Source organism: Halalkalibacter okhensis, assembly GCF_000787375.1.
GTDB classification, from domain to species: domain Bacteria; phylum Bacillota; class Bacilli; order Bacillales; family Bacillaceae_D; genus Halalkalibacter; species Halalkalibacter okhensis.
Genome location: NZ_JRJU01000002.1, coordinates 23,703 through 47,116 on the forward strand (window position 1 = coordinate 23,703; position 23,414 = coordinate 47,116).

Annotated in this window: 27 protein-coding genes and 3 pseudogenes; 10 read left to right on the forward strand and 20 right to left on the reverse strand. The window is 37.0% G+C overall.

Annotated elements, in window-relative coordinates:
- Window positions 1–115 precede the first annotated feature (115 nt).
- From LQ50_RS01905 to LQ50_RS01925, 5 genes and pseudogenes are all read right to left on the reverse strand, one after another.
- Complete coding sequence (locus LQ50_RS01905; protein ID WP_034625524.1) at window positions 116–823, reverse strand: HAD family hydrolase; 708 nt, start codon at window positions 821–823, stop codon at window positions 116–118.
- A gap of 386 nt (window positions 824–1,209) precedes the next feature.
- On the reverse strand, window positions 1,210–1,959 hold the full coding sequence (locus LQ50_RS01910; RefSeq protein WP_034625527.1) for an ABC transporter permease: 750 nt from the start codon (window positions 1,957–1,959) through the stop codon (window positions 1,210–1,212).
- Window positions 1,960–2,720, reverse strand: a pseudogene (locus tag LQ50_RS01915) (ABC transporter ATP-binding protein).
- A 170-nt stretch (window positions 2,721–2,890) separates the two neighbouring features.
- Window positions 2,891–3,229: a DUF1048 domain-containing protein gene (locus LQ50_RS01920; RefSeq protein WP_034625530.1), complete on the reverse strand. Its 339-nt coding sequence runs from the start codon at window positions 3,227–3,229 to the stop codon at window positions 2,891–2,893.
- A 2-nt stretch (window positions 3,230–3,231) separates the two neighbouring features.
- Complete coding sequence (locus LQ50_RS01925; RefSeq protein WP_034626003.1) at window positions 3,232–3,570, reverse strand: PadR family transcriptional regulator; 339 nt, start codon at window positions 3,568–3,570, stop codon at window positions 3,232–3,234.
- A gap of 206 nt (window positions 3,571–3,776) precedes the next feature.
- On the opposite strand from LQ50_RS01925, the gene LQ50_RS26615 reads away from it, so the two are divergent.
- From LQ50_RS26615 to LQ50_RS01940, 3 genes are all read left to right on the forward strand, one after another.
- On the forward strand, window positions 3,777–3,983 hold the full coding sequence (locus LQ50_RS26615) for a DUF6442 family protein (protein WP_505669560.1): 207 nt from the start codon (window positions 3,777–3,779) through the stop codon (window positions 3,981–3,983).
- Between the two features lie 217 nt (window positions 3,984–4,200).
- Entirely contained in the window at window positions 4,201–4,386 is a 186-nt protein-coding gene (locus LQ50_RS25655) for a hypothetical protein (protein WP_034625533.1), read from the forward strand.
- Window positions 4,387–4,640: 254 nt separating this feature from the next.
- Window positions 4,641–5,009 (forward strand): DUF4180 domain-containing protein, encoded by a 369-nt coding sequence (locus LQ50_RS01940; protein WP_052144529.1) that lies wholly within the window; start codon window positions 4,641–4,643, stop codon window positions 5,007–5,009.
- Between the two features lie 434 nt (window positions 5,010–5,443).
- On the opposite strand, the gene LQ50_RS01945 is transcribed toward LQ50_RS01940, so the two are convergent.
- Together LQ50_RS01945 and LQ50_RS01950 are read right to left on the reverse strand one after the other, a co-directional pair.
- Window positions 5,444–6,364, reverse strand: coding sequence for a cation diffusion facilitator family transporter (locus LQ50_RS01945; protein ID WP_052144530.1), 921 nt, complete (start codon window positions 6,362–6,364; stop codon window positions 5,444–5,446).
- Window positions 6,365–6,385: 21 nt separating this feature from the next.
- A complete protein-coding gene (locus LQ50_RS01950) occupies window positions 6,386–6,970 on the reverse strand; it encodes a TetR/AcrR family transcriptional regulator (protein ID WP_034625535.1) in 585 nt (194 codons plus the stop codon).
- 303 nt (window positions 6,971–7,273) lie between these two features.
- Here LQ50_RS01950 and LQ50_RS01955 point away from each other — a divergent pair, with 303 nt between their 5' ends.
- Window positions 7,274–8,065 carry a Cof-type HAD-IIB family hydrolase gene (locus tag LQ50_RS01955; RefSeq protein ID WP_034625538.1) on the forward strand — a complete coding sequence of 264 codons (792 nt, stop codon included), beginning with the start codon at window positions 7,274–7,276 and terminating at the stop codon, window positions 8,063–8,065.
- A gap of 383 nt (window positions 8,066–8,448) precedes the next feature.
- On the opposite strand, the gene LQ50_RS01960 is transcribed toward LQ50_RS01955, so the two are convergent.
- The 3 genes from LQ50_RS01960 to LQ50_RS01970 all read right to left on the reverse strand — a co-directional run bounded on the left by LQ50_RS01960 (window position 8,449) and on the right by LQ50_RS01970 (window position 11,321).
- On the reverse strand, window positions 8,449–9,447 hold the full coding sequence (locus LQ50_RS01960) for an NADP-dependent oxidoreductase (RefSeq protein WP_034625540.1): 999 nt from the start codon (window positions 9,445–9,447) through the stop codon (window positions 8,449–8,451).
- A gap of 26 nt (window positions 9,448–9,473) precedes the next feature.
- The gene (locus LQ50_RS01965) at window positions 9,474–9,824 is read right to left on the reverse strand and encodes an ArsR/SmtB family transcription factor (protein ID WP_034625541.1); all 351 of its coding nucleotides are present in this window, start codon (window positions 9,822–9,824) and stop codon (window positions 9,474–9,476) included.
- 696 nt (window positions 9,825–10,520) lie between these two features.
- Entirely contained in the window at window positions 10,521–11,321 is an 801-nt protein-coding gene (locus LQ50_RS01970; protein WP_034625544.1) for a MerR family transcriptional regulator, read from the reverse strand.
- A 166-nt stretch (window positions 11,322–11,487) separates the two neighbouring features.
- On the opposite strand from LQ50_RS01970, the gene LQ50_RS01975 reads away from it, so the two are divergent.
- The 5 genes and pseudogenes from LQ50_RS01975 (at window position 11,488) to LQ50_RS01990 (ending at window position 17,184) form a co-directional block, all read left to right on the forward strand.
- Window positions 11,488–12,708, forward strand: a complete 1,221-nt coding sequence (locus LQ50_RS01975; RefSeq protein WP_034625545.1) for an MFS transporter — start codon at window positions 11,488–11,490, stop codon at window positions 12,706–12,708.
- A gap of 44 nt (window positions 12,709–12,752) precedes the next feature.
- Window positions 12,753–12,899 (forward strand): annotated as a pseudogene (locus LQ50_RS25910) (NAD(+)--rifampin ADP-ribosyltransferase); the annotation flags it as partial.
- A 428-nt stretch (window positions 12,900–13,327) separates the two neighbouring features.
- A complete protein-coding gene (locus LQ50_RS01980) occupies window positions 13,328–14,791 on the forward strand; it encodes an Msr family ABC-F type ribosomal protection protein (RefSeq protein ID WP_034625548.1) in 1,464 nt (487 codons plus the stop codon).
- Between the two features lie 22 nt (window positions 14,792–14,813).
- The gene (locus LQ50_RS01985) at window positions 14,814–15,710 is read left to right on the forward strand and encodes a macrolide 2'-phosphotransferase (protein ID WP_034625550.1); all 897 of its coding nucleotides are present in this window, start codon (window positions 14,814–14,816) and stop codon (window positions 15,708–15,710) included.
- Window positions 15,711–15,768: 58 nt separating this feature from the next.
- Entirely contained in the window at window positions 15,769–17,184 is a 1,416-nt protein-coding gene (locus tag LQ50_RS01990) for an MATE family efflux transporter (RefSeq protein WP_034625553.1), read from the forward strand.
- A gap of 214 nt (window positions 17,185–17,398) precedes the next feature.
- Here LQ50_RS01990 and LQ50_RS25660 read toward each other — a convergent pair whose 3' ends face one another.
- The 10 genes and pseudogenes from LQ50_RS25660 to LQ50_RS24780 all read right to left on the reverse strand — a co-directional run.
- Entirely contained in the window at window positions 17,399–17,800 is a 402-nt protein-coding gene (locus LQ50_RS25660; protein WP_202595339.1) for a TipAS antibiotic-recognition domain-containing protein, read from the reverse strand.
- A gap of 44 nt (window positions 17,801–17,844) precedes the next feature.
- The gene (locus tag LQ50_RS25665; RefSeq protein WP_237563620.1) at window positions 17,845–18,129 is read right to left on the reverse strand and encodes a MerR family transcriptional regulator; all 285 of its coding nucleotides are present in this window, start codon (window positions 18,127–18,129) and stop codon (window positions 17,845–17,847) included.
- 196 nt (window positions 18,130–18,325) lie between these two features.
- Window positions 18,326–18,502: a phosphatase PAP2 family protein gene (locus LQ50_RS25145; RefSeq protein ID WP_161784647.1), complete on the reverse strand. Its 177-nt coding sequence runs from the start codon at window positions 18,500–18,502 to the stop codon at window positions 18,326–18,328.
- Window positions 18,499–18,663 (reverse strand): hypothetical protein, encoded by a 165-nt coding sequence (locus LQ50_RS25300; RefSeq protein WP_161784648.1) that lies wholly within the window; start codon window positions 18,661–18,663, stop codon window positions 18,499–18,501. The genes LQ50_RS25145 and LQ50_RS25300 overlap by 4 nt, the downstream gene beginning before the upstream one ends.
- A gap of 88 nt (window positions 18,664–18,751) precedes the next feature.
- Window positions 18,752–20,218, reverse strand: coding sequence for a potassium/proton antiporter (locus tag LQ50_RS02000; RefSeq protein ID WP_052144531.1), 1,467 nt, complete (start codon window positions 20,216–20,218; stop codon window positions 18,752–18,754).
- Between the two features lie 42 nt (window positions 20,219–20,260).
- Window positions 20,261–20,683 (reverse strand): tyrosine-type recombinase/integrase, encoded by a 423-nt coding sequence (locus tag LQ50_RS02005; protein ID WP_308417909.1) that lies wholly within the window; start codon window positions 20,681–20,683, stop codon window positions 20,261–20,263.
- On the reverse strand, window positions 20,628–20,828 hold the full coding sequence (locus tag LQ50_RS26575; protein ID WP_308417910.1) for a site-specific integrase: 201 nt from the start codon (window positions 20,826–20,828) through the stop codon (window positions 20,628–20,630). The genes LQ50_RS02005 and LQ50_RS26575 overlap by 56 nt, the downstream gene beginning before the upstream one ends.
- Before the next feature lie 590 nt (window positions 20,829–21,418).
- On the reverse strand, window positions 21,419–21,619 hold the full coding sequence (locus tag LQ50_RS02010) for a hypothetical protein (RefSeq protein WP_034625556.1): 201 nt from the start codon (window positions 21,617–21,619) through the stop codon (window positions 21,419–21,421).
- A gap of 43 nt (window positions 21,620–21,662) precedes the next feature.
- Window positions 21,663–22,676 carry a tRNA dihydrouridine synthase gene (locus tag LQ50_RS02015; RefSeq protein WP_034626015.1) on the reverse strand — a complete coding sequence of 338 codons (1,014 nt, stop codon included), beginning with the start codon at window positions 22,674–22,676 and terminating at the stop codon, window positions 21,663–21,665.
- A gap of 353 nt (window positions 22,677–23,029) precedes the next feature.
- Window positions 23,030–23,143, reverse strand: a pseudogene (locus tag LQ50_RS24780) (DUF1048 domain-containing protein); the annotation flags it as partial.
- 105 nt (window positions 23,144–23,248) lie between these two features.
- On the opposite strand from LQ50_RS24780, the gene LQ50_RS24785 reads away from it, so the two are divergent.
- Complete coding sequence (locus LQ50_RS24785; RefSeq protein ID WP_084138602.1) at window positions 23,249–23,368, forward strand: DUF4023 domain-containing protein; 120 nt, start codon at window positions 23,249–23,251, stop codon at window positions 23,366–23,368.
- Window positions 23,369–23,414: the final 46 nt, after the last annotated feature.

Consider the following 23,414-nt stretch of genomic DNA (forward strand, 5'->3'; position numbering starts at 1 on the left):
TAGCCGAAAAGCTTTGGGTCTTCTGCTTTTCTTAGCTTAACTGAGTGGCTCGAAAACATCGATTAGCTGAGGAGTTGTAATTAGGCTAAGAAGGAGAAAAAGTGTCATGTTTGACCTAAGCCTTTTTCACAAATAATTCTAACAACTCTTTGGCACTATGTACTTCTTTATCTGGTTTATAGGTAGCATTTATCGGCAAATCTTTCTTACGATGATTCATCCAGATTGCTTGCCAGCCTGCTTGTTTTGCTCCGATAATGTCTTTTTCAAAATTATCCCCGATATACACGGTTTGGGTTTGGTCAAGGTCGATTTTCTGTTCAATAAAATCAAATACTTCTCTTTTCGGTTTTGCATGACCAATCGTTCCAGAAATAAACGTCATTTCTGCCGGCACCCAACGACTAAGGTTGAGCTGTTTAATTTTCATTGCTTGATGTTTCTCTTCACCATTTGTAAGAATCCCAAGTTGTTTCCCTTCTTTGTAAAGTACATTTAGTAGTTCTTCGACTTCCGGAAACAAGGTAATGTTTTTCTGTTCGGTCACATACGTTTCATGAAAAATAGTCGCTTTTTCCGTATCTATAGGGATGTTAAAATCCTTACAGGCAGCCATGATACGTCCAGTTTGCCACTCAAATTGGGATATTTCACCTGCTTCACTTTGATCAAATAAAATCTCGCTATACTTGCGACTAGCTTTATATAATTGATCGATTTCTTCGTCTGAAAATGGCTCTTGAAAAAGCTTCCTCACCGTTTTATGAAAAGATTGTGCTTGATCATATAGTGTGTCATCAACGTCAAATATTATCGTATCCATTCTGAAAGCCCTCCTTATATTATAATGATATCACTTATTTATCAGCTAGAGAAAACAGAGAGCCAAGCTAACTACTCTCTTCATCTAATCAGACAAACCAGCACCGTACCTACCCTAACACGTAGGTACGGTGCTGTTATAATTTTTTAGAAAAACTCCTTACTTATGGTGCTGTTCCTACTATTATACTAAACTATATCCTTAATCAAACTATACCGATTGTTGAGAATCAACCACCAATACATAAATAGCGCAGTACCTAGATAAAAGTTTGATAGGATTTTGCCTATATACTACGTTTCTGTTATTTTTTCAAAGCCTTAGCGATTTTTTGATTAAATGTCTTTATGTTTAGCTTTGAACAATTTCCACTTTCTCTGGTATTCTCATCCTAACTTACGTTTAAATTCTTTACTGGCGAAGAAGTAAGCGATGCCCATGATTCCGATGCACCAAGCAAGCGAGGTCCAAATATCGTTGCCAACAGACCCGTCGTACAAGAGAGCACGGATCGCATTCACGATGGACGTCACTGGCTGGTTCTCTGCAAATACACGAACAATTTTAGGCATGGTTTCGGTCGGAACAAAGGCCGAACTGATAAACGGAAGGAAAACCAGCGGATACGAGTAAGCTGTTGCCCCTTCCATAGAACCTGCTGTCAATCCAGGAATAACAGCCAGCCATGTCAGTGCCAGTGTAAAAAGCCCAAGTATTCCAGCGACCATGAGCCAATCCAGAATACCAGCACTAGAACGAAAGCCCATCAAGAGCGCTACAAGAATAACCATCACTACAGTAAGCGCAATGGAAACAAGCGAGGTCAACACGTGTGCCCACAATACTGACGACCGCTTGATGGGCATGGTAACGAAACGTGCCATCAGTCCGCTCTTTACATCATTAAACAGCCGCAAAGAAGTGTAAGCGACGCCGGAAGCAATAGCCATCAGCAAGATTCCCGGCAGTAAATAATTAACATAGTTATCCGTCCCTGTCTCTATAGCACCGCCAAATACATATACAAACAGTAGCATCATCATAATTGGCGTAATCGCGACTGTTATGATCGTATCTGGGCTGCGCATAATGTTGCGCATTAAACGTCCTAGTAAAACCCCTGTTTTACTTTTCATTTAAATTTCCTCCTTTTTGCCGATAATCGCGAGGAAAATTTCCTCTAATGTCGGCTGCTTCTCAATGTACTCCACTTTCGCTGGTGGGAACATTTCTTTGAGTTCGGTAAGGGTACCGGTCGTGATGATCTTTCCGCCATGTAGGATAGCGATACGGTCCGCTAGTTGTTCGGCTTCCTCCAGGTACTGGGTGGTCAGCAAAATGGTCGTGCCACCACCAGCGAGTTCTTTGACTGTCTCCCAAACTTCAATCCGTGCTTCGGGGTCAAGCCCTGTTGTCGGTTCGTCGAGAAAAATAACTGGCGGCTTCCCAATCAGGCTCATGGCGATGTCAAGTCGGCGCCTCATCCCCCCTGAATACTTGTCAGCGCGACGATTAGCCGCATCAGAAAGTCCAAACCTTGCTAGCAAATTATCAGTAACTTGAGCGGGATTGGGAACCCCACGTAACTTCGCAATCATCTTCAGGTTTTCTCCCCCAGTGAGAATGCCGTCTAAAGCTGCGAACTGGCCAGTCAGGCTGATGCTTTGGCGAACCTGTTCCGATTGGTGTTGGACGTCAAAGCCACAAACACTAACTTTACCTGCATCTGGCTTCATCATTGTCGAGAGAATGTTAACTGTCGTCGTCTTACCCGCTCCATTTGAGCCAAGCAGTGCAAAAATTTCGCCACGCTGTACTTCAAAATCTACCCCCTTTAAAACTTCCTTTTCTTTAAAACTTTTTTTAACCCTTTTACTGAAATTGCTAAATTGCTCATTTTTTCTTCCTCCTCATAAAAGCGCTTCAGGGCGCTATTTTCACCTTTATCTACCTATTAAGTATTACTGATATTCTGTATCACTTACTACCTAGTTAAAAATTAACTGAATAGTGGTGGTGACACTTCACATTTCTAACCAGCTATTCAGTGGGAATTAACTATTCAATTTACTTTTTCCAAATTGTCTCATTCAACTTCGTACGATACTTATCCATCCAAGTTTTCGAATCTTTCACTAGCTCGTCACAGAAAGCGGCCACATCATCACCCGTGAGGTCAGTGACTTTCTTGCCTTCTGCTGCACCTTCCTCAAAGAGGTCTAGAAGGCCGCCAAAAATATGTTTGATGTCCTTCCACTCAGTAACACCACTAGCGGTCCACATATATTTTTGGATAGCTTTGTATGCGTGATGGTACTCACTTGGTAGTGCCTTCGCACGCCTCTCCATCGCCTTCCACTCCCGCTTTTCATCTAGACTTCCGATAATTTTTTCAATAAAACTCATTTTTACCTTCTCCTTTTGATTTCTTTAATTTTGAGTTCGTTCATTTTCGTCGAGATAAAATCCCATTTTCCCCAAAAAATCTCAAGTTGCTTTTGACCTGCTGCATTGAGTTTGTAAAATTTTCTCGGCGGGCCGACAGTGGATCTCTTCTTCTCGATGTCCACCAAATTGTTTTTCTCAAGCCGCATGGTAATCGTATAAACTGTACCTTCAACCACATCATTGAAACCAAGTTCTCGCAGCTGTTGTGTGATTTCATAGCCGTAAGTTTCGCCACGACTGATGATCTCAAGCACACAACCCTCGAGTACCCCTTTTAGCATTTCTGTGATATTTTCCAAATTGATCACCCATTATACTCCATTATATTTTTCAGTACTCTGTATCACAGGTATTTAGTAATAATGAATACTGGTATATAGTAATACAGAATAGATTTACTTGTCAAGCTTAAATCTTTTCATTAAAAAAGCAACGTTATTACGGGGAGCATAGGCGCTTTTATCATATTGGAAAGAGGGCTCCCGCCGCAGCAAAGCAACTGGAGATTGACAAGAAAGATGAGCGAAATTTGGCAATCAATAATCAGGCAAAAGCGAAAGCATATGACATGATGATTTTTGTGTTTGGAGCGTTAATGTTCTCATTAGCCTTGATGGGTATAGATATACAAGTGTTGTTACTATTTGTTTTCGCCTACCTGCTTATCCTTGTATATAACTCTTTTTACCGAATCAAGTTTAGTAAGGTATAGTTAAAGGGATAGGAACAGGAATTATATAATTAGTACTGCATTATGGTTTTGTTAACAATTTAATTTGCATCAAGTAGATTTAAGAAAGGTACTACAGTGACTAAAGTAGAACTATTCATATACCTGCAGAAAACTACGGCCTCCCGTACACCCTTCATTTATAGGTTTTCCAAAGAAAAGCTAAGAAATCAGTTCAATTCGACAGGAGGTGATAACGATGGCACATGAGGGTAAAAAGCTTATACCCGGATTAGGCACTCTAGTTAAGATACAACCCGATGAGGTTAGTTTTCAGATAGAGCACCAAGCTGACTCTACTGCAACTACACTACCTGAGTTAGTAGCAGACTTTAACAAGCTATTAGCAAAGCTCCAAGCAGCAGGTATTATGAAAAAGCAATAGTCCATAATTAGACAGGTGCATAGCCTCTGGCTTATTATAGACTATAACAATGCAATAAAATGTGGTTTTATATTCTATTAATCCTAACCACAAGTAGAGAATTGGTTTTATTTTCAAGGAGAGAATGTGACGAATCGTAGCGTTCTCTCCTTGGAAAGCAATCCCTTGCTATGGAAATCAGCTCTTTCGTACTCATTATTTATGTACCATATGTACCTTTTAATAAATAATTATATTTAATTGGAGTGTTTAATTTGAATATCACAAAAGCAGAAAAGAATGGACAAATCATTGCAATTGCTCGTGCAGATTCTATTGTTCTATCTGATGAACAAAGTGCGTTGGATTTTATAATGACTCTTAGCAGCGAAACAGGCAGTAACCGAATCGCACTAAACAAAGATGGAATCTCAGAAGAATTCTTTAAACTCAGTACAAAACTCGCAGGCGGTATCCTTCAAAAGTTCATTAACTACAATATTAAGTTTGCAATCTTTGGAGATTTTTCGTCTTATACTATCAAACCTCTTAAAGATTTCATTTATGAGTGTAATAAGGGTAACCATATATTTTTTGTTTCCTCAGAACAAGATGCAATTGATAAATTATCTATTGCAATCTAAGGTTTATAAACGGGCAACTTTATGCTCGTTTTTTTGTAGGAGCTAAAGTAGATCATACTGCGCTGTATTTGGCTACTACAATAGTGCCTGATACAACTCAAATTAATAGCCCCCTTTTGTCCTCTATTTATTCACATCATGTTCGTTTCTTCCATTCTGTAGTTAGCTCTGATCCCGATCCATCCCCTTTTTCTCCCTACAGGCCTAGAACAACTTCCATTCTCACCTCTCGAAAGCCACTGACATAGGTCTTAAAAGAAACGATGAAGAGATTTGAATAGACGTGTGACAAGTTCCAGATGCTAACTTTATCCCCCAATCAAAATTCCATCAACTCCATTTACGCGTACGAGTTCCCGCCAGTTTAGGGACGACGAACCTGTCCCCGCGTCCCGCAAAAAGTTGAATTTCTTCTAATAGATGACTTCCTATTTTTAAGCAAACACCTTTTCCGCCCATTTTTTATCATTTGTGAATGAGACAGTAAGCCATTTTTTATATACTAAGTCTTTTGTATGCTGAATAATTTCTTCACGTATCTTATCTTGGTCAGCAATTGTTACCATCTTTGATTGAGGGCCAAGGATGAAATCTATATCTATAAATAATTTATTACCGACCTTGGCAATACGTAATATCGACTCACTAATCTGGTACTTACTTTCAATTGGAGTAATTACTTTTTTGATTTTAGCCTCAATGCTTTGGTCTGCAGACATCTCAAGCACTTCCCTAAATGTCTTGGTTATTTCAACAATTGGAGTTTTGAGGAAGTAACCAACAACAATTAAGACCATCACTGGGTCAACATAAGGAACTAAATACTTAAAAGGTGTAAATGAAATAAGAAGTGCTGTAATGAATCCGATAAGAACAGCACCACTTATTAACGTATCCATTTTCCACTGATTCGCCTCAGCCTGAACAAAGCCTGATTCACCTTTATTTTTCGTTAGTAAGATAAACACCCCGACACAACCAATTGTATTGACGAAGGCAAAAATAAGAGCCTGCCCTACACTTGTTTCTTGACCTCCAGATAAAAGGGATACAATAGCCGTTATAAGGGTTATTATACACAGCAGTAAAATGACGGCATATTTAATAATAATGACAACCGGTTCTAACATTTCTTTGCCATATGGAAAACTCATTTTGTCCCCTTTTTTTATAAATTGTGCTACAAGGAGAGATAGGAGCGATAATATAACACTTACTAAGGAATACAATCCATCAAAAAAGATGATTTGAGAAGAAACCAAACTCCCCCAAATGACCCCGAATATTGCAAAGAACAGAGCAACAAATACTGATATTTTCAACAAATTTTTCTCTCCAGCAAACGATTTTAACATAGTGCACCTCAAACAATGTAATTATGATTGATAGTCAGTCAGTGTACTTTTTATAAACATGACAACTTGATCCTTGTTAATAGCTGTTTCTTTGCTACCCTGATTTGAAAGATAAAATGCTTCCGCAGAGGTTTCGATAACATTTATAATCATCCTTGCTAAAGGAGCCAATTCGACTTTGGACGTACATAATCCAGCTTCCTTTGCACTCTTTAATTGACATTCAAGCCAGTTATAATAGGGTTGATAAATTTCTTCCCAAATTTCAAGTGAGTGATAATACGCCAATCCAGAATAACAGAATAAAATTAACTCTCTGTATTCTCTTGTTATCTCAAAGGTGATATCAACAAGCGCATCTATGGTATCAAAAATATGACTATCTTGAAGATGAACTTCCTTTACCTTTGTAAAAAGAGTATTTAGTATTCGTTTAGCAATAGCTGGTACTACAGCACTTTTGGAATCAAAGTATAGATAGAAGGTTCCTTGAGCAACCCCCGCTTCCTTCACGATTTGTGATACGGATGCTTTTTCAAACCCTTTTTCTTTCATCACTTTAATTGATGCATTCACGATCATTTCATACTTATTTTCTGTCGCCATTTATCATTCCTCCTAAAAACCAAAATGACTGACTGTCATTCTACTCAATATATTAACATGGTGATACTACTTTTTCAATTCAAACTCCGTATCAGCTTTTTCTGTTTTCCGCTAGTTCAAGTAGTTGTTTCTTAATCAGATGATTTTTATCGAAAGAAGCAAGATTTATAATTTTACGTAGTTAACCCATCCCAGGAACACCGGCTTCTAAATAATCTTCACTTAATCTATACATAGAGTTTACTAGCCATTAATACTCAATTGTTATGATGAATTCACCAACGAATGAGGAGGCATTACAAAATGAATGTACGCGCAATATTTATTGATATGGATGGAACACTATTAAAAGCCTCAAACAATATTTCTCGTCGAAATTTGACAGCTATTTATAAGCTAATGAATCAAGGAGTCAAGGTATGTCTTGCCACTGGTCGACATTATGAAGTAACGGCTCCTTATCATAAAGAAATTGGGTTAAGAACCCCAATGATCTGTTTAAACGGTGCTGCTATTTACGATGCAACAAAAGGAAGAGCTATTCAAACGAGAACTGTACATTTGAACGAAGAGCGATTTCACCATCTAACAGCAGAAATTCCTTGGAATGTTCTTATCCATACGCCAAACGGACTTTATTGTAAGGAAACAAATAAAGAAATTGATTATTGGACAAAAATCGGAGGAGTTCCACCACGTTATATAGGGGATTTAAGGCAGGCTAATTATCAAGAAGTTCTCAAATATAGTGTACGTACAGGTACAACAAGTCCTGAAATATCCTCTTTGTTCAAAGAAGAAGCGGAAGTTATTGATTGGAATGATGGTTTTGAGTTGGTTGCTCCTAATGTTTCCAAATGGGCAGCTATAAAAAGCTTACTAGATGCTTTTCGAATAAAGCCAAATGAAGTCGTAGCCATTGGAGACGGCCCAAATGACATAGAGATGCTTCGTCATGTCGGGACTGGTGTAGCAATGGGAAACGCTAGTGAAAAGGTGAAAGCAGCAGCTGATTTCGTTACTGGACACCACGAAGATGATGGTTTAGCTGAGTTTATAGAACGTTATCTTCTTAAATCATACAAGGTGATTTAATTTCTTATTTTATGACTTCTGAAGTAAAATCACAGTGTGATTTTTGACCGTATTTAACGCAGGTAACGATATAAAATCAGCCTATTTTCTAACTTTGTTTACTTGTTACATTGAGTAAATAATTATAGGTTTCAACGTAAACAAAGATAGGGCTTTACTTGGAGGAGTGGGTATGATAAGCTGGCACGCCTGATGAAACAACGGCTTCAGTTTTTTCAAGACCAATCATGCCCACAGAGGCTCGTAGTCAAGCCCTAAAAATCTAATCTACGGTTAAAAAGTCCACCATATCAATGTTATTGAACAGTTACTACATGTAAGCTCCATTTAGTAGGATCACTAATAAATAAAAAGTTAGGCTATTTTTTTGCACCATTTAACAACTATCTAATTTTTAATATTATTTTCCCTTTCGCCCTTCCAGACTCCGCATACTCCATCGCTTTTTGAGCATCTTCAAATGGCAAAACTCTATCAATTATAGGTTTGATTTTGCCAGTCTCAATATAGTTTGCGATTAAACGTAATTGCTCTCCACTCGGCTTCATAAACAAAAATGTATATTGTGCATTATGCTTTTTTTCAAGTGCAGTAATTTTATGACTTGCTACTGAAAACAACAACGTTTTAAAATATCCTGAACCATATTCTTTACCAAAACGGGCATTTGGTAATCCCGAAACGGAAACAATCTTCCCTCCGCTTTTTATCACTTCGAAAGACTTTTCGAGTATCTCGCCCCCAAGTGTATCAAATACGGCATCATAGTTTTTCAGTTTCTCTTCAAATTTCTCTGTTTTGTAATTTATTATTTCATCTGCGCCAAGCGATTTTACTAAATTCATACCAGCATCACTCGCAGTTGTTGCAACAGTGGCACCCATTAATTTTGCCATTTGAATAGCAAATGTACCAACACCACCAGCACCAGCTTGAATTAAAATCTTTTGTCCCTTTTGTAATTGCAAAATATCTGTTAGGGCTTGATAGGTTGTTAGCCCAACCAGTGGAATCGAGGCTGCTTCTTCAAAACTCAAATTTTTAGGTTTTAAGGCGATGTCATCTTCAGAAATAGCGATATATTCAGCAAAAGTACCGATTTTACTTTTACGTGGACGTGCATATATTTCGTCACCAACTTTAAAGCGAGTCACTTTTTCGCCAACTTTTGTCACAACACCAGAAAAGTCATTCCCTAAAATAAGAGGCATTTTATATTTAACTAATAATTTCACTTTCCCTTCGCGTATCTTAAAATCAACAGGATTAAAACTAGCTGCATGAATTTCTGCGAGTACCTCATTTTCACCAATTTCAGGTGTGGGCATTTCCGCCAAACGCATTGGCACTTTCCCATATTTATTAATAATCATTGCTCTCATAGCCTAGACCTCCTAATAATGTGTGTTTACATTCCATCATTTCCATAATAGTTCTGCATGAACTTATCAATATTTAACATAAGCGTTCTTAATAAACCTAATTCCGTACTTACATTAATATAATAAAAGTTTTTTGTCCCTTCTTTACGCATTAAAATAACGCCAGCATCACGTAATACCTTAAGGTGATGGGACACAGCAGGTCGAGAAAGATGTGTTTGTTCAGTGATTTCACCAACACGTAATCCTGTTTGACAATCCGTCCCCATTAGAACTAACAAGATCGATTGACGAGTTTCATCACCAATTGCCAGTAGTACTTTTTGACAATTAATAAAATCCTCTCTAATCATATTTATTTGGTCCTGTTTATTCATTCAGTAAAATACCTCCAACATTCAGTTTAATAGTTTAAGTTGATGAACCGTCTAGAGAATAAAACAATATACTATTGTTATGTTAAGTGCAATATTGAGAAAGCAAATCGAGACGAAGATATTTTTGAGGAGAAGTAGCACATTAACTTTAAAAGTTTAGCAACTTAAAAAAGGAAATTATGTTTGATGATTGCTCAAAGAAAAAAGCAACTTAGTATTCCAATACTAGTTAAGTAATCTTGTGGGTTACCAGTTACCACTAGTTATTAACCACTCATTTTGCTCTCTTTTTACTCATTACGTTCGTTTCTACAGTTATATTAGTTATCACCAGATTCTCCGATCCCCCTCCTCACCTATCACAATTTCCACCTTACCTCAACACACTTAAACTACTATTACGATTTTTAAGCTATACAAAAAGGTTTCTAATCCGATACTTTAAAGTACCGGTATCAGAAACCTCTTCTTACATACGAGTTTCAACAATATTTAATTGAAAGTCTCCAAGCAATACTCGCACTTCATCTGTTGAGTCTGTGTTCATCAATTGCCACTCGCTCCTCGAAAGCCACTGACATAGACCATAAAGAACGATGAAGAGATTTGATTAGACGTGTGACAAGTTCCAGATGCTAACTTAATCCCTCAATCATAATCCATCAACTCCATATACGCGTACGAGTTCCCGCCAGTTTAGGGACGACGAACCTGTCCCCGCGGTCCAGAAGAATCTTCTTTATCCTCTTCATGACTCGATTGATTAGCAAAATAAGCCTTCAACCCTTCGTACATATATAAACCTAAATCTTCAGGGATATAAGTATTAAATTCATGCTGATATTTCTCCATAAATGTCTTGTCCTGTACTAGATCAAGCAAAGTTCTCGTGGAAGGTGTAATAAGGTTATTTATAGCCTCATGCATTTCCGGGTTATTAACCGTACCATTATCTAATACCAACTTCCTTGTAATAGAGAGTAATTCTATTGTAGCTTTATCGCGATCTTTTTTTAATTGCGGGTCTTTGAGAGACTCAATTTCTTCTAATTTACTTGGATTATTCTGAAAATGTTTCTCCAGTGCTTTAATTTGTTTCTTTTCTTTCCTAAATAGATCTAGCATGATAAAAGTAAAATCCTCTAATTCATTGTTAGAGAAGGACTCTTTTTCATACAGTTCCTTCATCCTTCTTATTGTTTGTAAGGAGTCGTTTAGTTCTTCCATTTTTTGTTCAATCATTTGCTCTTGTAAATTTAATAATTCTTCAGTATTCAACTTTTCTTTTGATAGTTGGTCTTTAATTTCAACTAATGACAAACCCAATTGTTTAAAGACGCTTATTTTTTGATACAATTCCCACTCTTTTAGCGTATATACTTTTTGTCCTTTATCATTGCGATATGTCGGTTGGAGAAGTTCCATTTTATCATAATACCTTAAGGTTCTAATTGTTGTATTTACTAGTTTTGAGAATGGCCCGATCGTTAACTCCATCTATACAATCCCTCGTTTCAATTTCATATATGTAATTTAACCACTCGATAATCACTATATCAAAGAGACTTCATAAGTAAATAACCCTTTCAAAAATAAAAGTATTGCCTAAGACCTTACGTCACACGTTAATCTAATTATATATTAAGTGAAAGGAATGTGAGTTATGGAAACACAAAAATCATTATTAAAAAATCGTCCGTTTTTATTTATTTTTATAGGTGGTTTTTTGGCACTCGTAGGTTTTAGTACGTTTTTTACAACTACTACTTGGTTTGCCATTTCAGAGCTAGGATCCGCTCGTTCTCTGGGAATTGTCCTTATCGCTATTACTGTTCCTCGAATTCTAATGATGGCTTTCGGAGGTATTATCGCTGATAAGTTTAAAAAAACGGTAATCATGTTTACTACTAGTTTTATTCAAGGAGTCATTCTTGTGTTGATCTTTTTATTATCCTATACCTCTAGCTTATCAATCTCACATCTTGTACTATTGGGTATGATATTTGGGACATTGGATGCTTTTTCAGGACCAGCAGGGGCATCATTGATACCAAAAATAGTCGATAAAGATCAAATACAACAAGCAAATGCGATTGTTCAAGGCATGGGGCAAATTGGCTTCATTATCGGGCCTATCATTTCCGGAAGTGTAATGGAGTATTTCGGGGTCACTGCAGGTTATTTAGTTGCAGCCATCATTGTTCTTTTATCAGCACTTTTTATGTTTCCACCATTTTTAAAAGAAGGTCCTGTTGCAAATACAGTGAAACAGACACCATTTCGCGACCTTAAAGAAGGTTTTTCTTATGTAAAGGCCAGTAAATTCCTATTAACTGGAATTCTAATTTTAGTTACTTTAAATTTCTTTGCATTCGGTGCGATAACAATTGCCATTCCTATGTTAGTTGAAACATATGGTGGTACACCTATTAATTTGAGTTTCATTGAATTCGGTATGGGGCTAGGTATGCTTACGAGTACTGCTGTATTAGGTTTTTTAAAGATTAAGCGCCGTGGATTGACTTCAATTACCGGCTTAATTGCAACGTTAATTGTCGGTATTGGTTTTAGTCAAGTTCCAAATCTATATGTTCTCACCATACTGGCATTCTTTATTGGTTTTACTATGACATTTGTTGCGATTCCATTTTTTACTTCGGCACAAGAAAATACAGATCCAAGAATTATGGGAAGAGTCATGAGTGTTATTTTCTTAGCAATGAACGGTTTTGACCCGCTTGCGTATGCAGGTGTGACTTTGCTTGTCACTAGAGGTTTTGATATACAAAATATTGTCTTATCGTTCACAATGATTGGCTTACTAATCGCCCTTTTGATTTTATGGAGAGGAAAGGCATTCAGACAGGACAAAGCAACTTTATAAACATTTTATTGTAAAATGAACTAGGTTAAAGATACACTGAAAAATCAACTCGTTCTTATAGGTCTAAATCGCCATTGAAAATAATAGCTGAATTACGTTCTTAGGAACGACATTCCTAAGGGCAAATCAATCATATGCTTACATCTTTAAAAGATTTACGTGAACAAGGAAAAGCTGTAATATACGATTAATCTTCCACATCTATAAAGGCATGACACTGCTTTCTCAGTATTTTTTATTGACAATCATAATAAGCGAATGTATAGTGTATGTTATATTACGAAAAGGAGGGTTATTAAAAATGATGCCATCAGGAAGATTACGCCAGCAAACTTTGAACAATAGGTAACTTAATATGTTCAAAGGCTCTGTTTTCATAAAGCAGAGTAAACGGGAGTAGTCTGCACATTTTTAATAATCTTCAACGGAGAAGTATACACTTTTGACGTGAAGAAAGGCAGATATTCATCTGTCTTTTTTTCGTATGTTTTTTTTCGCTCTTACGAAGGAAGACGTTTATTTTGCTATACCTCGTTTACTCTTTACCACAGACAGTAGCCTGTCTGTGGTTTTTTTATGATTACATCCCTTTAAATTCCATAAAAAAGGGAGTGTAATAATGCAAAAACTAGTTTTGGAATTGAAAGATATAGAAGTTTCATTTTTGGACCGAACCATTCTCACGATTCATAACCTGAAAGTCCATCAATTTGATCGAATTGGTGTCGTTGGGAAAAACGGCAGTGGAAAAAGCACGTTATTACAGCTTTTACACCAAGATCTCCAACCTAATAAAGGACATGTAAACCGTTTGATTGATTTTGGGTATTTTAAACAAACCGAGTCCCCTACTTATCAAGCATCCGATTTTAAATTACTTCGCCAATTAAACGTACCAGATCGTCATGCCACACAAATGAGTGGTGGAGAACAAACTCGGTTGAAGCTAGCTCAGCTATTTTCTACTTATCATGAAGGGCTGCTTATTGACGAACCGACTACTCACCTTGATACAAAGGGCGTTGATTTTTTGATCGAGGAATTAATGTACTACTATGGAGCTCTTATTTTGGTTAGTCACGACCGTTTTCTACTTGATCAGCTCGTGACCAAGATCTGGGAAGTAAATGAGGGCGAAATCATTGAATATACAGGTAACTATTCTGATTATGAACGTCAAAAAGAACTTGAACGTATCCAACAACAAGAACGACATGAAAAATTTGTAAAGGAAAAACAAAGGCTGTTATCTGCTGCAGATGAAAAAATGAAAAAAGCAAAGAAAATCACCCAAGCAAACCAGTCTATGTCAAAAAAAGAAGCAAATACACCTGCAAACCGCATGTTTATGACTAAACAAAAAGATACTAGTCAAAAGTCGGTTCAGCGAGCGGCAAAAGCATTAGAAAAACGAGTAGAACAATTAGAAGAAGTAAAAGCGATAGAGACGGAAAAGACGATTCGCTTTCATCAACCCAAACTGCTTCAATTGCATAATAAGTTTCCGATCATGGCAGACCGACTAACCATTAAAATGAAGGATACACTACTGTTTGACCATGCAAGCTTTCAGTTCCCGTTGGGCAAAACCATTGCCATTACTGGCTCAAATGGGTCTGGAAAATCAACGTTATTAAACCATATCCTTCATGACGGAGAAGGCATTACCCTCTCCCCCAAAGTCGTTTTTGGTGTGTATCAACAACTTGATTATCAATTTAGTAAGGATAAAACAGTTCTAGAATTTATGAAAGAAAACAGCCACTACGAACAAAGCAAAATCCGAGCTGTTTTGCATGCGATGAACTTTACAGGAAACGATCTAAAAAAAGATACCTCTCAGTTAAGTGGCGGTGAGGCTATACGATTAAAACTTTGCCAACTGTTTCTTGGCTCTTATAATATGCTCATATTAGACGAACCAACAAACTTTTTAGATATTCATAGCATGAAAGCACTCGAGACGTTTCTGCTCAATTATGAAGGAACCGTTTTATTGGTTAGCCATGACCGTGAGTTTGTCAAACGTGTGGCAGATCATAGATATGAAATACAAGAAAAAAGAATCAAACAAATTTATTAGAGAACATTTGGAGGAAATAAACATGAATACACTTAAACTTAAACAATTAGCAACGAATAAAGGATTGGATATTGTAGAAAACAGCATCAAAATCAATGAGTCTGGTGTTGACTTTCAAGTAGCCTACGCCAAAGATCAACATGATGATAAATGGATCCTAAGAATTCCACGTAGACCAGAATCAATGAGACATGCACGCCAAGAGAAAAAAGCATTAGATATCATTCAGCACCATGCAAGCTTTCAAGTTCCGGATTGGTCTATCTTCTCTGAAGATTTAATTGCTTATAAGCAACTAAGTGGCATTCCTGCAGCGACGATTGACGTGGAGCAACAGAACTATGTATGGAGTTTTGATGAATCCAATGTACCTCCTGCGTATTATCAATCATTAGGAAAAGCCCTAGCAGATTTACACTCATTGCCTCAAGAAGAATTCAAACAGATTGGCGTTGAAATTCTTCCTGCCAGTGAGTTAAGAACTTCCATGAAACAGCGAATGGAACGGGTAAAGAAACAATATGAGATTAATCCAACTTTATGGGACCGCTGGCAAGCATGGCTTGCCGAAGACTCCCTTTGGCCCTCCCATGTAGGGGTAAAACACGGCGACTTACATCCAGGTCATATCCTGATTAATAAAAATCATCAAGTAACGGGCTTAATTGACTGGACAGAAGTTGGAGTTGCAGATGTATCTGTCGATTTCATGGCCCATCACCTCCTTTTTGGGAATGATGGACTAACAAAGTTAATCGACGCTTATGACAACGCAGGTGGAAAAACGTGGTCAAGAATGGATGAGCATATTGTAGAACTTCTAACAACAAGCGGCATCACTGTAGCTGAATTTGCTGAAATCTCAGGTCTTAAAGAGATGCACGAAACAGCTGCACACATGCTTGCTAGCGAAATGTAATGAAACGGACTGGTCGCTCGGCAAAGCTTGACGACCAGTCCGATAAGGAGAATAAAAATTGAAACGTAATAACCAAACTTTAAATACGAGTGAGAAACTTAGGACAGAAAAGCCATCGAAGTTGTTATGGAATTTATCGATTCCCGCGATGGTCGGCCTATTTGTTATGGCATTATTTAATGTCGTTGATATCTTCTTCATCTCATATGCAGAAGGTGTAGATGCGGTTGCAGGATTGACTGTAGCATTTCCAGTCATGATGATTGTCATGACATTATCAAGTGCTGTTGGTATCGGTGCAGCTTCTATCATATCAAGACGGTTAGGAGAAAAAAGAGATGAAGATGCAAATATGGTTTTTGGAACATTCATTTTTCTAATCCTGATCATCAGTTTTATTAGCTTGATCTTAGGGGTTTTCTTCTTAGAAGATATCCTCTTATTATTTGGAGCCACAGAAAATATAATGGATTACGCCTATGACTATATGCTTCCTATTCTCTTAGGGTTTCTATTTATCGGATTCCAAATGGCAACAAATAGCCTTTTACGTTCAGAAGGAAATGCAACGTTTGCGATGAAAGCAACCATTATCCCTGCCATAATAAACTTGATCTTAGACCCTATTTTCATCTTTGATTTTGGATTAGGACTTGGCGTTTTAGGTGCAGGAATTGCAACTGTTGTATCTCAAGGGATTATGAGTGTGTTTATTTTCCTCTATTACTACAAAGGCAAAAGCACACTATCATTCCAGTTACGCAATGTACGGTTTAGGGTTTCTGTAGCGAAAGAAATTACGACAATTGGATTCCCTGCCTTTGTACAATCTGCATCGAACAGCCTTATTATGGTTGCAATAAATGCCATGCTCATTCAACACGGTGGCGATATGTATTTAGCTGCCTTTGGTATTGTACAGCGTCTAATCGGATTTGCAGTAATGCCGATGATTGGTGTGATGCAAGGAATGTTACCTATTGTCGGATATAACTACGGAGCAAAACAATTTCAAAAGATGAGAGAAACGATATGGTTATCATTTAAATTTGTTGTCATTAACTCTATACTTGTCGTCATCCTTGTCTTCTTATTCCCAGAGCACGGTATGCGGATCTTCACTGATGACCCTACTTTTATTGAAATAGGTTCTGACGCTATGAAAGTGATGTTTGCTTGTTTCTTTGTAGTAGGAGTACAAATTATTGCAGGAGGAATTTATCAAGCTTTAGGCAAGCCTAAACCTGCCTTAATCCTTTCACTATCAAGACAAGTTATTTTTTTAATTCCATTAGTAATCATTCTACCAAGCTTTTTCGGCGTTACTGGTGTATTTCTCGCTTTTCCCATATCTGACTTTTTAGCCTTTCTCCTTTCATCCTACCTATTGTATCGTGATCGAGATACCATTTTGGTAAAAGGAAAAAATGAGGATACTATTTGTCTACCGGATTCAATTAAGGAAATAACGTGAAAAAAAGAGGCACTCAAAAGTTGGATCAACTAATGAGTAGCCTCTTTAATCTTGCAATCTATTTGTTGATTTAAATTAAAGATTAACCAAACAGCTCTAGAAAGACCCTTGCCTGAAAATTTTCATAATAAAAGTTTCATCTGCTATATTATTTCATTAAAGTGCTCATTTCTACTAATACTTTTCTAAATATCATTATTTCACCGGTCCAAACCTATTGCGCATAATGGACAGAGGCAGTATACAAATAATAACTTAAGCCAATTTGTTGTTCTTCTAGCATGTTTTTATGAAATTCATCGTTAACAAAAAACCAAGTAGATTCAACAAAACCTTTCGCATCTAACTCCATGATATGATCATTGATAAAATTAATATGATCGGAAATAAGGTGCTTCACTCTTTCATCATCAACACCCCATCCCTCCTTTAACGCAAAAGCCATTTTCCCCATAAACTCTTGTGACTCTCTAGCTGACTCATCCAATTCCTCACTATTTATATCATCTACAGGAATTTCATATTGGTAGTTTTCTCTTAAATACTCATTTTGCTCATTTAACTGCTCCTGCCATTGTTCTTTATTTAGCCCTTTAAACATGTTTTGTTCAGTCATTGCTTTTCCACTCTCCTCAAAATAAATGGTTTCATTAATCGTACTTAATATAAGACTAATTCTCTCTTTTTTCTTTTCAAGCAATTCTTTTTGCTCAAGTAAAACATAGTAACGTTTCTTTCACTCAATATTTTTTGAATGATATCCAACGAGAAATCTAATTCCTTATAAAACAAAATATTTTGTAATCTTTTTAATTCATTTTTTCCATACAACCGATATCCAGATTCGGTAATTTCACAAGGTTGTAATAAACCAACCTTGTGATAATGGTAGAGCGTTTTAACTGTTATCCCCGTTAAATCAGCCACTTGTTTCACTGTTAACATTATGAATTTCACCTCCCTATAGAAAACAATAGACCCCTACCTAAGGTAAGGGTCAACAATTATTTTGAACTTCATTCAAAGACTGTTTATTATCTCTAATGCTTTCTCTTCATCAATATGAATAATATTTGTTAGTTCATCAGCACTAGCACTACTGGTACACCCAATTAAGATAAATAGAATTATCACGTCCATTTTATAGTAACATTTTTAACTCATAATGACCCGTAGACTTGGTTTCAAATATAAACAACCAACCATAAAACCAGCTTACCGAGATCAAAGTAGCTGCAATAATGTCTGATATATAATGAACATCTAAGACCACCCTGCTTAACGGAATTGCAATAATTAAAAATATAGAAGCTATCACAATTCCTTCTGCCATCCATCTTTTGGTAATCGTTTTTGTCTCATTGTATGCCCACTTGGAAAACTATAAGAGATCAAATCAAGAGAATTACCAAATACTTCAATTTCTCTTTCTACACCTGGACGTTCTCGTTGGTATAATAGTTTTAAACCAAAGTTCAAAAGGACTCCCCCAGCTGACAAGGAAAAAAAGAACCAAAATAACTTTCTTTCATTCCTCCACTTCACTATCGAAGTGGAGGGTTAATTTTTAATTTTGTTTCAACATTTTTTTCAACTCTTCTTTACTTTCTCTACTTACTAGAATATATAAGATGTCTCCTACCTTTATTTCTGTCTCTCCATACGGTGTAATAAGTTCATTTGATCTTATTATTGCATTGATTAAAACATCGTTTGGAAAATCAATTGCTGCTAGTGGCTTGTTTGTAATGTTTGTTTCTTCACTTACTTCGAATTCAAGAATCTCGGCATTTGCTTTACCAATTGATACGAGTTCCAAAGAGTGAGGAGGTTCGATTTTCTTTGGGCCAACCAGTCCGAGTTTTTCTGCAAACGTGGCAATAGTCGAACCTTGAACTAAAGCAGAAATCAATACGACGAAAAAGACAACATTAAAAAATAATTGACTATTCTCTAGACCAGCTAACATCGGGAACGTTGCTAAAACAATTGGTACAGCCCCTCTCAAGCCAGCCCAAGAGAGAAATACTCGTTCTTTTAAGTCATAACCCATTTTTATTGTTGATAGGAAAACAGCAATCGGTCGTGCAACTAGCACTAAAATCACTGACAGCAATAATCCTTTAACAATAACATCAAAAGTTATTAGTTGAGATGGGAATACCAATAGTCCCAAGATCGTAAACATCAAGATCTGTGCTATCCACGCAAATCCTTCGTTAAATCTAAAGATTGATTGGCGATACGTCAAATCAGAGTTACCAATAACTAGTGCCGCAACATATACAGCTAATAGTCCACTCGCTTGTACTATATCTGTTAGACTATACGTTAATAAAGCAAAGGCAAGAGCAAAAACTGGATATAATCCACTTGAATCTAGGTTAATCTGATTAATCGCAAATGTAGCTAACCTTCCTAAAAGTAAGCCTATAACTAAACCAATTCCCATTTGCCAGAAGAAAGAACCAACTAATAATAAATAGGAAGGGTTATCAATAAGAATCAATTGGATAAAGGAAATAGTCAGAAACATTGCCATCGGATCATTGGAGCCAGATTCCGCTTCAAGCGTAGCCCCTAGCCTCGCTCGAATATTCTGACCTTTTAACACAGCAAATACAGCTGCGGCATCAGTTGAACCAACTATAGCACCAAACAGGAAGCCTTCAAGCCACGAAACACCTAAGATTAACTTTGCTGCCAAAGCCACTATAACCGTCGTTAAAATGACACCTAACGTAGCAAGTGAAAGGGCTGGCTTGGTCACAGACTTTACCGTTGACCATTTTGTCTGTAACCCACCTTCGAAAAGTATGATAATTAAGGCAAAAATACCAATTAGTTGAGCCATTTGAGGATTATCAAAATGAATAAATCCTAAGCCATCACTACCTGTTAGCATTCCTACAAGAATAAAAAGAATAAGAGCGGGTACTCCTAGACGAGAAGAGAACTTTGTTGTCAAAACCCCGATGATTAAAAGCAAAGCACTTAATAAAATAAAATAATCGTTATATGACTGATCAATCAAAATAGAGCCTTCTTTCTTTAAATATTAATAGTTATCTTACTTTTATAGATTTACATCTATTTTTATGTAATGTTCTTCATTTTTCTCTATACCGATATAGCGTAGAGTTTCAGCTGAGGTGGAATGATTATAAATCGACTTTAATATGGAAATCGCAATTCCTTTCCGATATGCATGATAACCAAACGTTTTTCGAAGAGTGTGAGTGCCAATGTTACCTGATATGCCTACTTCCTTTGCAGCATTGTTAATAATACGGTAAGCTTGCTGACGTGTAATGGGGAGATTCAGTTTTTTAGACCTAAACAGATAATCATCCAATTCAAGCTCTCGGTTTTGTAAAAAATTACTTATTGCTGATTTTACTTTTGTATTTATATAGTATGCTTTTCTTTCAGAAATCTTTTCTTCAATAACAAAAAGAAATTCTTTGGGTTTTCCATAGGCCCATACGTCTTCCTTCAACTTTAAGTTTTAATAAATCGCAAACTCTTACCCCAGTATTTATCCCAAGCACAAAAAGAAGCAGGTCTCTATCTGATTTATCGTCTAAAATCTTTTTTATCTCATTTATTTTCCTAATTTCTTTTATAGGTTCAACATATTCCAAGTGGTCCCCCCCTTTTTTAAAAAACAATGTTACTTAAACTAATCATATCACAAATTAAGTAACTTTAACTTATTAAAAGATTTGAAAGTATTTATACTAGAGTTGAATAGAATTTATTTTTATGTAGGGGGAACGTCAGAAAATGCGGATTTCACGGGTAGGGAACTCCCAAAATAAAAAAAGCCGATTTGCATTTTATTAAACTGTCCATTTTATTGAGTACAGTTCATATTTAGGAATCGACTTTTTTATTTGGTTTACTAAGCTAAAGTACTTCGTTACTCTAGGTACATTCTTTTACAATAAGTCAGCTAAGAAAATAAAGACCTTTTGCTGCACCGTATCTGTCTACTACGTAGTCAAAATAAGCAATAGTACCTGATACCACTCATAAATAACAACCTCATCATGTTCGTTTCTTCAACTCTAGTAGTACTCCTGATTCCGATCCATTCCCAGCTTCTCCCTACTCGCCTATCACAAATTTCATCTTACTCTTCATGCACTTAGACTACGATCACGATTTTCAAACTTCAAAAAAAGATTCCTGCCCCCAAATACTCTAAAGTACCAGGGTCAGGAACCTTCTCTTACATACCAGTATCCACACTCTTTAACTCAAAATCATCAAGCAATGCCCGCTTTCCTCTGTTGACTCTGTTCATCAATTGATTGCTTAATTCACTTGCCCCTCGAAAGCCACTGACATAGATCTTAAAGAAGCGATGAAGAAATTTGAATGGGCTTGTGACAAGTCCCTTTGAATCCTGATCATAGAGATCCAGATGCAACCTTAACCCCGCCCAATCGTAATTCCATCAACTCCGTATATGCTTACGAGTCACGGGACGACGAACCTGTCCCCGCGGTCCACCCAGTATCAAAACTCATTGACTCAAAATCATCAAGCAATGCCCGCACTTCATCTGTTGACGCTGTGTTCATCAATTGATTTCTTAATTCACTCGCCCCTCGAAAGCCACTGACATAGATCTTAAAGAAACGATGAAGAGATTTGAATGGACGTGTGACAAGTTCCTTTGAATACTGATCATAAAGGTCAAGATGCAACCTTAAGAGATCAAGCAATTCCTTACTGCTATGCTCTTTCGCTTCCTTTTCAAAGGCAAATGGATTTTTAAAAATACCTCGTCCAATCATCACTCCATCAACCCCGTACCTGCGTACAAGTTCTAAGCCAGTTTGTCGGTCTGGAATATCGCCATTAATCGTCAAAAGCGTATCCGGTGCAACCTCATCACGAAGTTTTTTTATTTCAGGAATCAATTCCCAATGAGCATCCACTTTACTCATTTCCTTTTTTGTACGTAGATGAATAGAAAGATTAACGATGTCTTGTTTCAATATATGTGTAAGCCAGCCGCGCCATTCGTCTACATCGGTGTACCCAAGCCTTGTCTTCACACTTACAGGCAATCCCCCTGCTTTGGCTGCTTGAATCAACTCTGCTGCAACGTCTGGACGACGGATCAGACCGCACCCCTTCCCGTTTGATACCACATTCGGTGCAGGACAGCCCATATTGATATCCACACCGCGAAAGCCTTCTTTCGCCATGCCAATACTCATTTGCCGAAAATGCTCGGGTTCATCCCCCCATATATGAGCTACAATCGGTTGTTCATCTTCTGTAAAAGTCAAACGCCCACGCACACTATGATTCCCCTCTGGATGACAATAACTTACCGTGTTTGCGAACTCTGTAAAAAACACATCTGGTTTAGCTGCCGCGCTTACAACATGCCGGAAAACAACATCCGTTACGTCCTCCATTGGTGCCAATATAAAAAACGGTCGTGGTAAATCACGCCAAAAATTATCAGTCATAATCAAAATTCAAATCCTCTCATAACGGGACAAAAGAACCCCCAAAAATAATAAATAAGAATGTCTCTATTCCTTTACCTTTTACTCTTATACCACGCTTTCGGACTTTTTATCAAATGATAGATAATTTTGACCTTTCACTTCATAAAAATCACCCAAAAATGGAGCCTAATTCTATACAATAATCAGGTTCCTTTGCTGCTTTCATATGAAAGACTATTTCATCACCTAATAGCTTCTCTAATAGAAGAACGTCGACGATATTGAAGTAAAAAAGCCTAATCCTCTTTAAAAAATTACCGAGGCATTAGGCTTTGGTCTTCCGCAATCACAACAATTATTTTCTTTTAGCCTTATCGACTTTTAAATATCGATTCTTGATAGAGATCAGCATACGTTTTCGAATCTCCAATCATCTCATCGCAAAAAGCAGCAACATTGCTTCCTGTGATTTCAAGCACACCTTTTTGGGGCCCAACTCTTTGCTGAATGTTCAACTCAGACCAATACATGTTTCCCCCTCAATTGGGAACCTTAATAAAGCAAATAACGATAAGGAAGGACGATGCATGATGGATGATACAAAACAATTTATCGATAAACTACACGACAAGCAACAAAAGGATGAACAAAATAGACAGCGTCAAGGAAAAGGACATCCAGAAAAGAAATTACCGAATAAACAACATTAAGCAATTAGGAGCAATAAAGGATTTGTCCAGGACAAATCCTTTTCCC

Bases quoted from the DNA above. Each gene is read 5' to 3' on its own strand.
- LQ50_RS01905 (WP_034625524.1), bottom strand. From the start codon at position 823: ATGGATACGATAATATTTGACGTTGATGACACACTATATGATCAAGCA.
- LQ50_RS01910 (WP_034625527.1), bottom strand. From the start codon at position 1,959: ATGAAAAGTAAAACAGGGGTTTTACTAGGACGTTTAATGCGCAACATT.
- LQ50_RS01920 (WP_034625530.1), bottom strand. From the start codon at position 3,229: ATGAGTTTTATTGAAAAAATTATCGGAAGTCTAGATGAAAAGCGGGAG.
- LQ50_RS25655 (WP_034625533.1), top strand. From the start codon at position 4,201: ATGGCACATGAGGGTAAAAAGCTTATACCCGGATTAGGCACTCTAGTT.
- LQ50_RS01945 (WP_052144530.1), bottom strand. From the start codon at position 6,364: ATGTTAAAATCGTTTGCTGGAGAGAAAAATTTGTTGAAAATATCAGTA.
- LQ50_RS01950 (WP_034625535.1), bottom strand. From the start codon at position 6,970: ATGGCGACAGAAAATAAGTATGAAATGATCGTGAATGCATCAATTAAA.
- LQ50_RS01955 (WP_034625538.1), top strand. From the start codon at position 7,274: ATGAATGTACGCGCAATATTTATTGATATGGATGGAACACTATTAAAA.
- LQ50_RS01960 (WP_034625540.1), bottom strand. From the start codon at position 9,447: ATGAGAGCAATGATTATTAATAAATATGGGAAAGTGCCAATGCGTTTG.
- LQ50_RS01965 (WP_034625541.1), bottom strand. From the start codon at position 9,824: ATGAATAAACAGGACCAAATAAATATGATTAGAGAGGATTTTATTAAT.
- LQ50_RS01970 (WP_034625544.1), bottom strand. From the start codon at position 11,321: ATGGAGTTAACGATCGGGCCATTCTCAAAACTAGTAAATACAACAATT.
- LQ50_RS01975 (WP_034625545.1), top strand. From the start codon at position 11,488: ATGGAAACACAAAAATCATTATTAAAAAATCGTCCGTTTTTATTTATT.
- LQ50_RS01980 (WP_034625548.1), top strand. From the start codon at position 13,328: ATGCAAAAACTAGTTTTGGAATTGAAAGATATAGAAGTTTCATTTTTG.
- LQ50_RS01985 (WP_034625550.1), top strand. From the start codon at position 14,814: ATGAATACACTTAAACTTAAACAATTAGCAACGAATAAAGGATTGGAT.
- LQ50_RS25660 (WP_202595339.1), bottom strand. From the start codon at position 17,800: ATGACTGAACAAAACATGTTTAAAGGGCTAAATAAAGAACAATGGCAG.
- LQ50_RS25665 (WP_237563620.1), bottom strand. From the start codon at position 18,129: ATGTTAACAGTGAAACAAGTGGCTGATTTAACGGGGATAACAGTTAAA.
- LQ50_RS02015 (WP_034626015.1), bottom strand. From the start codon at position 22,676: ATGACTGATAATTTTTGGCGTGATTTACCACGACCGTTTTTTATATTG.
- LQ50_RS24785 (WP_084138602.1), top strand. From the start codon at position 23,249: ATGGATGATACAAAACAATTTATCGATAAACTACACGACAAGCAACAA.